Here is a 12,940-nt window from a genome sequence, read left to right as displayed (position 1 = left end):
CCAGTTGAGTTAAAACTAATTTAATTAGCTGTAGGATAGGTGTCTTGATGCCATTTTATAATAAATTTTCCTTTTCCTCTAACATAGCCTTTAAAGGAGATCCATACATTAAGTAAGCGCACAAAAAAAAAAGCCCCTAAATCCTTTTATATCAAGAATTTAAGAGCTTTCTCAGTTAATTAATCTTGACAGAAATTAATCTAATGATATCAGTGGCCGGGGTCGAACCGGTACTCCGTGAGACACACGATTTTGAGTCGTACAACCTGCAATTTTACTAACTAAACAAACCCACTACCCTATCAAGTATCCCAGTAACATCAAGAAATACGATGATAATAACGAGTGGAATGACGAACCTCATGATAAAGAACCAGATGTTGAATGCAGTAGCTCCTAAGCGGGAGTGCTGTAATAATTCTTCCCTCAACGTGCTTTTCTTGATTTTATATGATACGAAGATCGAGATTAAAAGCACGCCAAGTGGCATTAATATATTGCTGACTAGGTAATCGGCTGAATCAAATAAGTTCTTCGAGAAAATCAAGATATCAGAAAAGGTACTATAGGATAGTGCAGAGGGAATGCCTACTGCAAAGATTAAGATCCCGATGATATAGGCATATTTTGTTCTCATTTCCTCTTTTCCTTTAACGATGGCTGCCACGATTATTTCCAACATGGAAAAGGCCGAAGTTAATGTGGCAAATAAGAATAAGGCCAAGAAGCCCAATAAGAAAACTTCTCCAAAAACGATTTGATCAAAAACAGCAGGTAATACAACAAACAACAAACCAGGTCCTTCTGCCGGTTCCAGTCCTAGGGAAAAGACGGCCGGGAATATGGCTAAGCCAGCTAATAGAGCAATTAATAAATTCATCGCAACGATGGAAATGGCCGGTTGTATTAAGCTTTCTTTTTTGGAAAGGTACGAACTATATGTTACCATCACTGACACTCCGACGCTTAAGGAGAAAAAGGCCTGCCCCATCGCAAACAGGACACTTTGAGAGTTCATGCTTGAGAAATCAGGTGCAAGAAAGAATTTCACGCCTTCCATCGCATGATCGAGTGTAAGTGAACGGATGATTAATACGATAAATAACAAGAATAAAGCAGGCATTAATATTTTGCTCACCTTTTCAATGCCATTTTGAATCCCTTTTGCTACAACTAAAACGGTAATAGCCAAAAAGATAAACTGTGCGGCGATCGCCAACATGGGATTACCAATTGTCTCGTTAAAGACAGCACCATATTCAGCGCCCTCACTGATTATTCCACCAAAGAGACCTTTGACAAAGTAAATAACAATCCATCCACCGATTACGCTATAGAATGATAATAAAAGAAAACAGGTGAACACCCCTAACTTTCCTATCCAATTCCAATTGCTATTTGGGGCTAAACTTCGATAAGCACTGATGGCTTCCTTTTGTGTACTTCTGCCAATGATGAACTCCGCCAATAATAAGGGGAAACCCATAAACAAAGAAAATAGAATAAAGAGTAGAAAGAATGCTCCTCCCCCACTCATCCCAGTCACATACGGAAGTTTCCATATGGCACCGACCCCGATAGCTGATCCTGCTGCGGATAAAATAAAACCAATCTTAGATGACCATTGCTCTGTTGATTGCATGCTAACCCTTCCAATCCATTTTTAATAAGGTTCCCTACAAAATAAAAAATAAAAGACAAAAAAGCCACGTCTCTATCTGTAACGATAGGGACGTGGCTTCACGCGGTACCACCCTAATTGAAAATAATTTCTTATTTTCCACTTGTTAAAATAACGGTTTAATCCGTTTTACACTACTTTGGCTGATGCATATGCAGTATAAAAAAGCTCCAAGAATGAAATTCACCTAAGTCTTTGTATCAGTTTCCACCAACCACTGATTCTCTATATAACAGGGAGACCGGCTTAATAAGGGTTCTTTTCGTCGCTTATTCCAATATTAATAATTATCAAAAGTATAGTATGACCTCGCCTTTAGGTCAATCCTTTTTATTTTCCCGCAATTTATTTGAGCGTTGGATATTTGGTATGTATAATAGTAAACCTTTCACCTGCATTTTTATTTTCGCTAGTGAATACAATCATACATAATTAAATATATTAAATATTTTGAGTGGTCCTCATCACTTAATGCCTCTATGGAATATCTTGGACACATTTTTTATTGTGAAATATGTTATACTATTAGTAAAGAGGGTGCATAAATTGAAAAGCAATAAGTTCAATAGTGGTGAAACAGTAACAATCCAAGAAACCGATGAATTAGTTACCATTAGCAAATGGGCATATGTGAAAAACATGAAAAGATATTCTTATACAGTAAAAGAACATCCAACGACATTTTTCTTTGAAGAAGAACTAAAGAAAGCATAAGCTTTCACTTTTTTTGTATGCAGTGATTTCCCTACTCTTCAACAGAGTAGGGATTTTTTTGTATGTTTTTGTATATGAGTAACGACAAAAAACAGACTCCCTAGGGGAGTCTGTTTATATAGGTTACGATTTAGTTTTAAAATTAAGCTTTTTGAACGTTAGCTGCTTGAGCTCCACGAGCACCTTGCTCAACGTCAAAAGTTACTTTTTGACCTTCGTCTAAAGATTTGAAACCTTCGCTTTGGATAGCTGAGAAATGTACGAATACGTCGTCTCCGTTTTCACGTTCGATAAATCCAAAACCTTTTTCTGCATTAAACCATTTAACTGTACCTTGTTCCATTTTTGTTGCCTCCTAGTGCATAACACACATTGTATTACTATTTTTGATTTTCAAGAAGAGTATAAATACCTTCTTTCATTACCAAAAACAATTCTTTATTAGAATATCATGAAAAGATATAAATAGCAACTAAACTGCTGATATTCCAAAAATATAATTCAGGATCATCCGCTATTTATGACGAAATAACTCGCTTTCCATATTTCATATTTTTTCCAATTATATGATTTGGATTTTTAATAAAGGGTATATCAGAGAATAAGATAGTTCTTATACATCCATTCATAGTAAACAACATAGGAGGTCTATAATGAAGTATTATAAAGTTTCGAATAAAGGATTCGATGGTAAGGTGATTGTTGCCAGTAGCGATTATGAAGCGCTAGGTTTTTATTTAATGGAAATTGACGATCAACTTGGTTTTGTTGATGATATAGATATAGAAGAAGTTGATGGTGAGGAGAAAGTCGAGATTTCTTGTATCGGATACCCGATTTATAAAACTCTCGAACAAATTTATCAAGAAAGTGAATTCTGGGAAGTGCCTAACATAGTCGTGGAAGTAGAATAATGTTGAAATGCCCCACTTTTTTCATGAGGGGCATTTCGTATATATTGTTGAAAATTTCAAAGCAATTGAGTCAAATAATATTTCGTTATCGCTAAGTATTCGCGAATATAGGATTTTACCAAGACGACCTTTGGTGTCTTGGCAGGGACTCCAGCCATTACCAAGCCTTCGTTTTCAGCCATTTTTATGGCTCGATATAGATGAAAATCATTGGACACAATCAATCCTACAGAAGATGGATCCGGAATCAATCCTTTTGAGAACGCAATATTTTCTTTGGTCGAGGTAGACCGGTCCTCCAAAATGATCCTTGCTTCATCAATTCCATGCTTGATTAATCCCTGTTTCATTGCTTCAGCTTCAGAAATGTCTTCTCCAGGTCCTCTTCCTCCAGAAACAATTGCTACCGTATTTCCATTCGCCTCCAAATATTCTGCAGCCTTATCAATCCGGTATTGTAAAGATAGAGATGGCACGGAACCCTTTACTCTTGCTCCGAGAACGATAAGGTATCCAGCATCTTCCGGGATTGCCTGATGACTACTTTCCACGATCTTTATATGCAGGACTCCAAAATATGCAAGTAGCATAACTACTCCCAATACACCGAACTTTTTTATCTTTTTCAACTTTCCGCTCCATTTCTTTTGGTCCATTTTCTACTTATTTCAGTCCAAATTATATGTTTTTCAATAAAATATATGTGCTAGTATGATGATTTTCTTATTCATCGGAACGTTACACTTCAGCCACCATGTCATCATAAATCAATTTGCCTATTCTACTAATTATTTGACGACTTTCTTCTTCCGTTTTCACATCTTCTGTCAGTACTGCAGCATATACCGTTTGCCCTTCCGAACGAATGATTGCACAATCATGAGCAACACCGCGGATCCCCCCCGTTTTATTTGCCACTTTCACACCTTTTCCCATTCTGGCAGGAAGTTTATCCCTTAATTGCTGATTATCCATTACGCGCAAGATTTTTTCTTGATTTTCCTGCTTTAAGAAGTCCCCGGTATGTATTGCCTTTAGACAAGTTACTGTATCTGCTGCTGATATTGTATTATCCCGGCCTTCTTTTAATGCCTTGAAATCCTGCATTCTCCGTTGCAGAATTGTCTGTTTTAAGCCAAGGTCCTTGATGCACTGATTAATTTCATCTTGTCCCAGCAAGGTCATCATCATATTGGTGGACGTATTATCAGATACAGTAATCATCAATGATAATAAATCTTCGACAGTTAAAAAAATTTTATTTGATAGCACATGTAGAACACCTGAACCACCCGTTACTTCATTTGGAGGAATCGTTACCGGCTGATTCAGGTAAATTTTCTTTTCTTCGCTCTGACGATAGCCTTCAATGATCATCGGAATCTTGATCAAACTTGCAGATTGGAAAGACTCTTCTTCATGATAGGCTATGGATTCGCCGTCACTATTTTCAATTTTATAAGCAATGCGTCCATCGAAAGAGTCTACTAAAGTCAAAATATCGTTCTCTATGGTCTGTAAAGACATGATTTCCCCTACCCCTCTAAATTTAATTGTTTTACTAATTCTACCATGTAAAAGCAATCCTATCTTCTAAATGTGCAATATTGAATTCAATGTAACAACTCGAAAGGTATAAATGGTTCCAAATCAAAAAGAGCTTCCGTGAGAAAGCTCCTTTTGTCAGCTATGATTAATGATTATTTAGCTTTAATGGGCCTACCTTTCTTTAATGGAAAACGTTTCTTTTCGGTAGTGTCCACCTGTGTAATTTCCCCATCATGGACCGTTATGATAATTGATCCATATTGCAGTTCTTCCAAGCTCGAAATGATATGTTTGATTTTTAACTCCTCTTTATTTTCCATATTAGCCTCCGTGAAATAATGTTTATAAAGAAAAACCATACTAGGAAGACCGTACAATATTATTGGTTCCTCCCATATTTTCTTCAGAAATCAATACTGGCGGTATTCTCTCCTTTACAAAAGATGAGATACCTTTTATCTGAAAATCAGACGGTAAGGTTCCTTTAGTGGACTAATCGGCAATATGAGATTTATTTGTCATTCTTCTATAGAATAAATAAAAAAACTCTTCACTCAACTAACGAAGATGACTCCAATTGTTTTTTAATTAAACTTTATTATTCTTACCTATAAACTTGGTATTATCAATATAAATCAGCTATTATTATTTGTCAATACGTTTTTTTAATTATCTGACTAGTATTTAACACTTTACCAAACTAAACTGTTTGAGATATACTATTTTAGAATAAGTTTTTCGTGAATTCTTACAATCTTTGTCCTAGAAAGGTTCGATTATAAATATGAAAAATAATAAATGGGGATTGCTGATCCTTACTACATTTGTAGTTGGTAATATGGTGGGGGGTGGCATCTTCATGCTTCCCGCCCAATTGGCACTGGTTTCAAGTCCATTAGGGGCCACGATGGCGTGGATTGTCACAGGTTTAGGGGTATTTTTAATTGCACTCGTCTTCGGTAACTTGGCTGTGAGAAAACCGGAATTGAAAGCTGGACCACAAAGTTATGCACAGTCACTATTTAAATCTCCTATAAAAGGAAGATTTGCAGGATACAGCATGGCTTGGGGGTATTGGGCTGCCAACTGGGCTGCTACAGCATCAGTCATCATATCGTTTGCCGGATATTTATCGACATTTTTCCCAGTCATGCACAGTTCGAAAGTGCTCTTTACAGCAGGATCATTCGACCTCGAACTCGGTAAAGCATTAACATTTGGAGTTTGTAGCTTGGCACTTTGGGGCATTCATTTTATTTTAGTGAGAAGTTTCAATAGCGCAGGTAAGCTAAATCTTATAGCAACGATCACTAAAGTGATTGGATTCTTATTCTTCATTATCGTTACCATTTTCATCTTCGATTCTTCTAACCTAGGAGACGGTGCGGAATTTTATAATGAAGCGGGGACGTCGTTCTCTTTAGGCTCTCAAATCAATAATGCCGCTATTTCGACACTATGGGCCTTCATTGGTATCGAGGCTGCCGTTATGCTTTCCAATCGTGCAAAATCACAAAATGATGTAAAAAAAGCAACCATCATTGGCTTGCTTATCGCAGTTGCCATTTATATCGGGATTACCCTCTTAACTATGGGTGCTTTATCTCAAGAGGAATTGAGAACATCCCAAAAACCACTGGTCGATGCTTTACAAAGCGTGGCAGGTTCTAGTGGTCCATATCTAATGGGCGCACTTGCCGTCATTTGCTTATTAGGTTCAACGATTGGTTGGGTCGTCGTCGCTTCGGAAGTTCCATATCAAGCTGCAAAATCAGATATTTTCCCAGCTTACTTTGCTAAAGCGAATAAAAATGGAACGCCGGTACGTTCCATGACGATAACCAATTTGATGACGCAACTTTTCTTGTTCTCCACTATTTCCGGCACCATCTTAGTTGCGTATCAATTTTCCATGATCGTAGCAACTCTTGCCTATTTGGTTCCCTATCTCGTATCGACTCTATATCAGTTGAAATTAGTCTTAACTGGTGAGACATACGATATCATGAAAGGTTCCAGGATTCGTGACGGGGTGATCACCACCCTGGCATTGGTATACTCCATATGGGTCATTAAGACAGGCACAGCCGACATGAGGACATTCATGTTAGGCATTTATTTATATGTTCTCGGCTTCGTTCTATACCCATTGTGGATGCGAAAGCGAGCTTAACAACTAAGGGCCCTGGCATTTGATTATGCCAGGGCTTTTTTCTATATTTCTTTTACCGTTAGTTTGGTGTTTAGTTGTATGGTTTCACCCGGTGGCAGCTCTTGTAATCCTGTTATTTCAGCTGGTATATCTAAATTGGGAGCATTCGTCAACCATGTGTATGGTTCAGGACACAAGAACCCTGCTTTATTAAAGAGTACCCAGTATTTAAAATATTGATCTGCTTGGTAGCGAACTTGCATACCTGCTTTTGTATCGGTTAGAATTGCTTCATTTATAGAATTATTTACCGCATCATGGCTAAAAATATCATCATATTTCCGCCCTTCTCCCACTAGCCTCTTTTGAATTTCGCCCATATCCATCCTAGTGAATTTCCCAGTCGGCAGTGACCTCTCATTCAACTCCCACTGTGTATTTACTGGCATATCTATCTGGCAATCCAAATAGGTGCTTTCTGGTACAAGCGGAAAATTGAATATTGTATGATACCCGGCACCCCATGGAAAAGACTCACTACCCATGTTGTGGATTTCCATTTTGATATTCATTTCCTCTTCTAGTAAGGAGTACGTCATGTTCACTTTAAAATCTCGAGGGAAGTACTTATATAAGTCAGGAAAATCCTTACTCAAGAACTCCGTAATGATAACAATCCCTTCCTCACTCACCTCTTTTTTAAGGACCTTCCATGGTTTATCATGTAAAAAACCGTGTATATGATTGTGTTTCTCCCCTTCATTTATCGGAAATGTATAGGTTGTCTCTTTATATGTAAATATCCCATCTTCAATACGATTAGGTGGAAACAGGATTGGCATACCGTATAGAATGGGTGCTTTATTGTAATCAGCTAAAGTCTTGGGGGTCCTCAATAGCTCGATTCCTTTTTTCTTGGATTTCAACGATAGAAGATTACTGCCTAAAGCCGGAATAAGGATTGCTTCAATCCTTCCATTTCCAAATTCAATTGCATTTTCATTTAAAAACTTACTATCCTTTATATAGTCTTTCATTCTCGCTCATCCTCTCAACTTCCACAAACTTACATTTATCCTACTAGTCAAAGAAGCTTTTGGCAACTAGAGGATAACATTCACCATATACTATCCTTTCATCTAATAGGATAGTGGTAAGGCAAAGAATACAAAAAGGATGTTCCCATGGAACATCCTTTTTGTTTACTTATTACTTTCACTTATTAAGGCAACAATACCTTCTTCATCATCCAATACAAGCTCGATTCCTGAATATGGGTCAATGTTTAAATACTCATCAAGCCATAAACGAAGTGCTTCAATCAAATTGATTGTAATCAACACTTGCTTTCTGCCATCAACGAACGTTTCCGCTGAGAAGCCGTAATCATCATCATACATCAACTCTACTTCAACTTCATTCGGCTCGACCTGTTTTTTACGAGCAATGTAGACACACACTGCATTGATGATGTCTTGTTCAGAAATTCTTAGCCTCTCCATGGGTTTGGATCCTCTTTTTTCTTTTTATCTTTGAAATAGACGAAAATTTTACGGATAATAGCCACGATTACAACGATTGCTATTACGTTGATTAACAGCCCAAGAATAGAACCTAACGCTCCCATATTGGCAAATAGACTACCAAAAAGTAATCCTGCAAGTCCCCCTAGCATAAGTCCTTTCATTAAACCGCCCTTGGTAAACGATTTGCCGGTCTTGGTATTAGTTTTCGCATTATTTGTTGTATCGGATTTATTCTTTTGCTTGTTTTGGAAAATGGAATTGTTATTCGTATTGTTATTCGAGTTATTATTGTTAAAGCTTCTTTTCCCAGATTTATAACCTCTTGCATCAGCAGATTGCGAGTGGTCTTGGAATACATAGGCTCCAACTGGTGAGAAAGCTAATGTGATAGTAAGTAAAGCAGCCATAATTTTTTTCATCATGTTTTTTTGCCTCCGTTTTTAGTAGTAGGAATGTTGTTTGATTAAATGTCAGCAGGTATTCAAATTAAATCCACATCACCTATCCTTAATTCATCTTAATAGTATTTACGTTATTAATCAAAATAAGTTTCACTTTTTTTTAAAAAAATGAGCAGGGTGATCATCACCCTGCTCATTTTGACACTATTACTTCACTCGAACTACACGTCCATTAAATACGCCTGCCCAATATCCGCTGCTCATGTTAGCAATAGCGACACCGGTCGAACTTTGAGAACCAATGAACTTGCCGCCTCCAATGTAAATACCAACGTGACCATCAGTTTTATACGTATTGAAGAATACTAAATCTCCAGGTTGCATCTGGCTTTTTGAAACTTGTTTTCCGGCACCAGTCAAAGCACCTGTACTCGGTGGTAGATTCACACCTGCTTGTTTGTAAGCCCAAGCAACAAATGCTGAGCAATCGAATCGGCCATTTGCAATGTCGGAAGCCGTTCTACCGCCACCGAATACATACGTTGAGTTACCAATGTATTTATAGCCTGCTGTAATGGCAGAACCTACATTAGCACTGCTTGGAGCGACTGTAGCTTTACTGTCATTCTTTGAGTTTGTTGTAGAACTATTTTTAGATGAGCTTGTTGAAGTTTCACCTTTAGTAGAGCTTGTTGAACTTGAAGAAGACTCAACGTTACTAGTAGAAGATTCCTGAACATCTTCCGCTGCACGGTTCAATTCCGCTTTTTCAGCAGCTTTGCGTTCTTCTTCCTTTTTAATGTTTTCACGAATCGTTGCTAATTTCGCTTCTAAATCCGCGTCTTCATTCTCTAAGTCCTTTTTAAGCGCTTCTGTTTCAAGCTGTTTCTTTTCAAACTTTTCCTTCATTTTTAAGCTAGCTGCTTTTTGTTCCTTAATTTGCGCTTTCATGCCTTCAAGGTCAACTTGCATATCTTTAAGGCTCTTTAATTTCTTCTCTACGGATTCTTGTTTTTCTACTAGCTCAGCTTTATCCGCTTCTTGCTGGCTAAGAATCTCTTGATCCGCTTCAACAATAGCTGCAACTGCTCCAACACGGTCAACAAGGTCACGAAAACTAGTAGAACCTAAAACCACTTCCAGATAATTAACGTCCCCGCCGCTCTCTTGGAATGAAAGAGCACGTTCTTTAAGGATTTCTTCGCGTTTAGCGATTCTTTCCTCTAAAACAGTAATTTCTTTCTTCAAAGCATCAATGTCTTTTTCCGTTTCGGTTACTTCTTTTTTTGTTTTTTTAATTTTTTTATCGTTTTCTTTCATCGCTTTAACGATTTCATTTATTCGAGTATCCATTTTTGATTGCTCATTCTGCAATTCCTGGATTACTTTTTCTGCATCTGAAATATCAGACTGAATTCCAGCACGTTCTGACTGAATATCTGAAATCGATTCAGCTTTAACCATTGGCGAGGCAAAAATGCTCCCTAAACCGAGCATTATAGTTGTATTTAATACGAGTAACTTTTTCTTCAAACTTATTTCCCCTACTTTCTTCCCTAGCAATTCTATTGACCCATTTCTTTTTATCTAAGAAAATAGCAATCAATTTTATTACAGGAATCTCTTCTCTATTTTTAAAAGCCATTATGTATATTTCTAAGATTGATGTAAGATTACATAAAATACAGATTTTTACTAAGCTACTTACCTAATACGTAGTATATCATCGGTTTTTGTCAATTACGTAATAGCAATATTACAATTACATTTCATTTTTAACATTAAACATTTATTTTCGACATTTCTTCGAGATATACAAACCATTTTTTGACAATGCCCTTCTGGTAATCGATAAATCTCAACAAGATAATCTATCCAATTGTTAGTTAGGAAGAACTACAACTTATGATAGTTACAGAATTTACCCACTTCAGAAAAAGAACACCGATGACAAAGGAAGATATCCAGTGTGTTAGAAGCGAAATAATGCATAATAAAAAACCGCACGGGCGGTTTTTTATTATGCATTATTTGAACTTTAAATTCCTGCCATATAGTCAACGAAGACTTTCAACTCTTTCGGACGAACAAAGACGATATCTCCCTTTTTCAAGGAAAGCTGATGGAATTGGTCTTTTGTAAGTTCGATTTCAAGCGGTTCATTAATGTCCTGACGAATCACCTCAATGCGGACAATTGGTCCGATTGCATGAATATGATCGATGACGGATTCAATAGAATCTACATCGGATGGTCCTTTCTCGATAATGAAATTATGTGACCTTACGTACCCTGTACTCTCTCCATCCTCGCTGTCTGGAACATGAATTTCCACATTGCCCGTTGCCAGCTTCCCTTGATGAACCTTTCCTTTGAATAGATTGACGCTGCCAAGAAAATCGTAAACAAATGGATTCTTTGGATGTTCGTATACTTCATCTGGTGTTCCAATCTGTTCTATTTTCCCCTCATTCATGATGACGACACGATCAGCGACATCCATCGCTTCTTCCTGATCATGTGTTACAAAGACACTCGTGACTTGGAATTCATCATGAAGCTTTCTTAACCATCGCCTAAGTTCTTTGCGGACTTTGGCATCCAGTGCCCCAAATGGTTCATCAAGTAAAAGAATATTCGGCTCTACGGCAAGGGCCCTGGCCAATGCGACACGCTGGCGCTGACCACCTGATAATTGAGATGGGTAACGATCTTTATATCCTTCCAACTTGACGAGTTGAAGTAACTCGGTAACTTTTTCTTCTATCGCTTTTTTGCTAGGTCTTATTTTCCTAGGGCGTACCTTTAATCCGTATGCAACATTATCGAAAATGGTCATATTTCGGAAAAGGGCATAATGCTGAAAAACAAAACCGACATTCCTATCCTTCACGTGCTTATTTGTGTAATCCTCTTCATTAAATAATATATGTCCGTTTTCCGCCTGTTCAAGACCGGCTATGATGCGCAGCAAGGATGTTTTTCCCGAACCCGAGGGACCAAGCAATGCCACGAGCTCGCCACTTTTTATTTCTAGATTGATATCTTGGAGAGCTTGGAACGATTCATAATATTTTGTGACGTTTTTGATGATGATGCTCATTTTAAATCCCCCTACCTGGATTTTGTGGATTTAATGTCCGTTTTCCATTCTATTAAACTCTTTAAAATCAATGTTATAATCGCAAAAATGGACATTAACGACGCTACGGCAAAAGCAGCTGAAAATTGATATTCATTGTATAAGATTTCAATATGAAGGGGCATCGTATTCGTCATGCCGCGTATATGGCCTGATACGACTGAAACGGCCCCAAATTCCCCGATTGTCCTCGCATTACATAAAATGATTCCATATAACAATCCCCATTTAATATTAGGCAACGTTACATACCAGAAGGTCTTGAATCCTCCCGCTCCAAGTGTCAGGGAGGCCTCTTCTTCAGAAGTTCCCTGGCTTTGCATCAGTGGAATTAATTCACGTGCAATGAATGGAAAGGTAATGAATAGGGAGGCAATGACAATGCCTGGAATGGAAAAAATCACTTTAATATCGTACGCCTGCAAAAATGAACCAAGCGCTCCATGCAGACCAAATAATAGAACAAAAATCAAACCGGCAATGACCGGCGAAACGGAAAAGGGAAGATCAATCATCGTTACTAAAAAGTTTTTCCCCTTAAAATCATATTTTGTGATTGTCCATGCCGCCACTACCCCGAATAGGGCATTCAGAGGTAATGTGATAAGGACAACGATTAACGTCAATTTAATAGCAGCTAAAGAATCTGGATGAGCAATTGCCGCGAAATAGGCATCCGCACCCTTTTCAAAGGCTTTTACAAAGATCGCAATTAGTGGAACGACTAAAAATAAAGTCAAAAATAGCAGAACAATGGAAATGAGTGTCCATTGGATATATTTTGGCTCCTTCGTCGCATTTATTGTTAAATTGACTGGTTTATTTGTTGTAACCACAGGATTATGATTGGTCAACATGCTCC

At 37.7% G+C, this 12,940-nt stretch carries 14 protein-coding genes and 1 other annotated feature; of the genes, 3 read left to right on the top strand and 11 right to left on the bottom strand.

Going from position 1 to position 12,940, the window contains the following annotated elements:
- Positions 1-277 precede the first annotated feature (277 nt).
- Complete coding sequence (locus ACQKL5_RS06435; protein WP_427607321.1) at positions 278-1,642, bottom strand: sodium-dependent transporter; 1,365 nt, start codon at positions 1,640-1,642, stop codon at positions 278-280.
- Between the two features lie 83 nt (positions 1,643-1,725).
- Positions 1,726-1,956 (bottom strand) — a binding site (T-box leader).
- Between the two features lie 271 nt (positions 1,957-2,227).
- Between ACQKL5_RS06435 and ACQKL5_RS06430 the strand changes: the two genes are divergently transcribed.
- Positions 2,228-2,395 carry a hypothetical protein gene (locus ACQKL5_RS06430; RefSeq protein WP_402968812.1) on the top strand — a complete coding sequence of 56 codons (168 nt, stop codon included), beginning with the start codon at positions 2,228-2,230 and terminating at the stop codon, positions 2,393-2,395.
- A gap of 142 nt (positions 2,396-2,537) precedes the next feature.
- Here ACQKL5_RS06430 and cspC read toward each other — a convergent pair whose 3' ends face one another.
- On the bottom strand, positions 2,538-2,738 hold the full coding sequence (gene cspC / locus ACQKL5_RS06425; protein WP_010331195.1) for a cold shock protein CspC: 201 nt from the start codon (positions 2,736-2,738) through the stop codon (positions 2,538-2,540).
- A 310-nt stretch (positions 2,739-3,048) separates the two neighbouring features.
- Between cspC and ACQKL5_RS06420 the strand changes: the two genes are divergently transcribed.
- The gene (locus tag ACQKL5_RS06420; RefSeq protein ID WP_427607319.1) at positions 3,049-3,309 is read left to right on the top strand and encodes a hypothetical protein; all 261 of its coding nucleotides are present in this window, start codon (positions 3,049-3,051) and stop codon (positions 3,307-3,309) included.
- Between the two features lie 56 nt (positions 3,310-3,365).
- Here the strand turns inward: ACQKL5_RS06420 and ACQKL5_RS06415 are convergent, their stop codons facing one another.
- The 3 genes from ACQKL5_RS06415 to ACQKL5_RS06405 form a co-directional block, all read right to left on the bottom strand.
- Positions 3,366-3,965 carry a YdcF family protein gene (locus tag ACQKL5_RS06415; RefSeq protein ID WP_427607318.1) on the bottom strand — a complete coding sequence of 200 codons (600 nt, stop codon included), beginning with the start codon at positions 3,963-3,965 and terminating at the stop codon, positions 3,366-3,368.
- Between the two features lie 82 nt (positions 3,966-4,047).
- Positions 4,048-4,836, bottom strand: coding sequence for a serine hydrolase (locus ACQKL5_RS06410; RefSeq protein WP_427607316.1), 789 nt, complete (start codon positions 4,834-4,836; stop codon positions 4,048-4,050).
- A gap of 173 nt (positions 4,837-5,009) precedes the next feature.
- Entirely contained in the window at positions 5,010-5,177 is a 168-nt protein-coding gene (locus ACQKL5_RS06405; protein WP_427607314.1) for a DUF2292 domain-containing protein, read from the bottom strand.
- Positions 5,178-5,641: 464 nt separating this feature from the next.
- Between ACQKL5_RS06405 and ACQKL5_RS06400 the strand changes: the two genes are divergently transcribed.
- Entirely contained in the window at positions 5,642-7,030 is a 1,389-nt protein-coding gene (locus ACQKL5_RS06400) for an amino acid permease (RefSeq protein ID WP_427607312.1), read from the top strand.
- 41 nt (positions 7,031-7,071) lie between these two features.
- Here the strand turns inward: ACQKL5_RS06400 and ACQKL5_RS06395 are convergent, their stop codons facing one another.
- From ACQKL5_RS06395 to cysW, 6 genes are all read right to left on the bottom strand, one after another.
- Positions 7,072-8,046 carry an aldose 1-epimerase gene (locus ACQKL5_RS06395; RefSeq protein ID WP_427607310.1) on the bottom strand — a complete coding sequence of 325 codons (975 nt, stop codon included), beginning with the start codon at positions 8,044-8,046 and terminating at the stop codon, positions 7,072-7,074.
- A gap of 165 nt (positions 8,047-8,211) precedes the next feature.
- Complete coding sequence (locus ACQKL5_RS06390) at positions 8,212-8,511, bottom strand: YxcD family protein (protein WP_402964636.1); 300 nt, start codon at positions 8,509-8,511, stop codon at positions 8,212-8,214.
- Complete coding sequence (locus tag ACQKL5_RS06385; protein WP_427607539.1) at positions 8,499-8,954, bottom strand: hypothetical protein; 456 nt, start codon at positions 8,952-8,954, stop codon at positions 8,499-8,501. The genes ACQKL5_RS06390 and ACQKL5_RS06385 overlap by 13 nt, the downstream gene beginning before the upstream one ends.
- A 189-nt stretch (positions 8,955-9,143) precedes the next feature.
- Entirely contained in the window at positions 9,144-10,469 is a 1,326-nt protein-coding gene (locus ACQKL5_RS06380) for a PcsB-like coiled-coil domain-containing protein (protein ID WP_427607308.1), read from the bottom strand.
- 505 nt (positions 10,470-10,974) lie between these two features.
- Positions 10,975-12,039 (bottom strand): sulfate/molybdate ABC transporter ATP-binding protein, encoded by a 1,065-nt coding sequence (locus ACQKL5_RS06375; RefSeq protein ID WP_427607306.1) that lies wholly within the window; start codon positions 12,037-12,039, stop codon positions 10,975-10,977.
- Between the two features lie 11 nt (positions 12,040-12,050).
- Complete coding sequence (gene cysW / locus ACQKL5_RS06370; protein ID WP_427607305.1) at positions 12,051-12,935, bottom strand: sulfate ABC transporter permease subunit CysW; 885 nt, start codon at positions 12,933-12,935, stop codon at positions 12,051-12,053.
- Positions 12,936-12,940 lie beyond the last annotated feature (5 nt).

The organism is Peribacillus sp. NPDC097675, from assembly GCF_050277655.1.
GTDB lineage: Bacteria > Bacillota > Bacilli > Bacillales > DSM-1321 > Peribacillus.
Note: the sequence above shows the minus strand (reverse complement) of the source record. Positions and strands in the feature narration are given on the sequence as shown.

What these genes read in the sequence shown, in the direction of transcription:
- ACQKL5_RS06435 (WP_427607321.1), bottom strand. Translation starts at nt 1,642, where the DNA reads ATGCAATCAACAGAGCAATGGTCATCTAAGATTGGTTTTATTTTATCC.
- cspC (WP_010331195.1), bottom strand. Translation starts at nt 2,738, where the DNA reads ATGGAACAAGGTACAGTTAAATGGTTTAATGCAGAAAAAGGTTTTGGA.
- ACQKL5_RS06420 (WP_427607319.1), top strand. Translation starts at nt 3,049, where the DNA reads ATGAAGTATTATAAAGTTTCGAATAAAGGATTCGATGGTAAGGTGATT.
- ACQKL5_RS06415 (WP_427607318.1), bottom strand. Translation starts at nt 3,965, where the DNA reads ATGGACCAAAAGAAATGGAGCGGAAAGTTGAAAAAGATAAAAAAGTTC.
- ACQKL5_RS06410 (WP_427607316.1), bottom strand. Translation starts at nt 4,836, where the DNA reads ATGTCTTTACAGACCATAGAGAACGATATTTTGACTTTAGTAGACTCT.
- ACQKL5_RS06405 (WP_427607314.1), bottom strand. Translation starts at nt 5,177, where the DNA reads ATGGAAAATAAAGAGGAGTTAAAAATCAAACATATCATTTCGAGCTTG.
- ACQKL5_RS06400 (WP_427607312.1), top strand. Translation starts at nt 5,642, where the DNA reads ATGAAAAATAATAAATGGGGATTGCTGATCCTTACTACATTTGTAGTT.
- ACQKL5_RS06395 (WP_427607310.1), bottom strand. Translation starts at nt 8,046, where the DNA reads ATGAAAGACTATATAAAGGATAGTAAGTTTTTAAATGAAAATGCAATT.
- ACQKL5_RS06390 (WP_402964636.1), bottom strand. Translation starts at nt 8,511, where the DNA reads ATGGAGAGGCTAAGAATTTCTGAACAAGACATCATCAATGCAGTGTGT.
- ACQKL5_RS06385 (WP_427607539.1), bottom strand. Translation starts at nt 8,954, where the DNA reads ATGAAAAAAATTATGGCTGCTTTACTTACTATCACATTAGCTTTCTCA.
- ACQKL5_RS06375 (WP_427607306.1), bottom strand. Translation starts at nt 12,039, where the DNA reads ATGAGCATCATCATCAAAAACGTCACAAAATATTATGAATCGTTCCAA.
- cysW (WP_427607305.1), bottom strand. Translation starts at nt 12,935, where the DNA reads ATGTTGACCAATCATAATCCTGTGGTTACAACAAATAAACCAGTCAAT.